The sequence below is a fragment of the Salipiger sp. IMCC34102 genome (assembly GCF_004145405.1).
Taxonomy (GTDB): Bacteria; Pseudomonadota; Alphaproteobacteria; order Rhodobacterales; family Rhodobacteraceae; genus Loktanella.
In genome coordinates, this window is sequence record NZ_SELQ01000046.1 from 1 (window position 1) to 228 (window position 228).

A 228-nucleotide genomic window follows, 5' to 3' on the forward strand; every position below is an offset into this window, starting at 1 on the left:
CCGCGCCCCGGCGGTGGGCACGAGGTCGAGTTGGCAGGTACGATGCTGGGATTGCTGGGCTTTGGGGACAGCAAAAACGCCGCGGGCCTTTCGGCAGCGGCGTGTTCGTTTGAGTTGGTTGCGGGAGTAGGATTTGAACCTACGACCTTCAGGTTATGAGCCTGACGAGCTACCGGGCTGCTCCATCCCGCGGTATTGATCGGTCTGGTATGACGGATCGGGTGTTTT

General features: G+C 60.5%; 1 tRNA gene. It reads right to left on the bottom strand.

Going from position 1 to position 228, the window contains the following annotated elements:
- Positions 1 to 115: 115 nt before the first annotated feature.
- Positions 116 to 192, bottom strand: a tRNA-Met gene (locus EU805_RS17340).
- Positions 193 to 228: the final 36 nt, after the last annotated feature.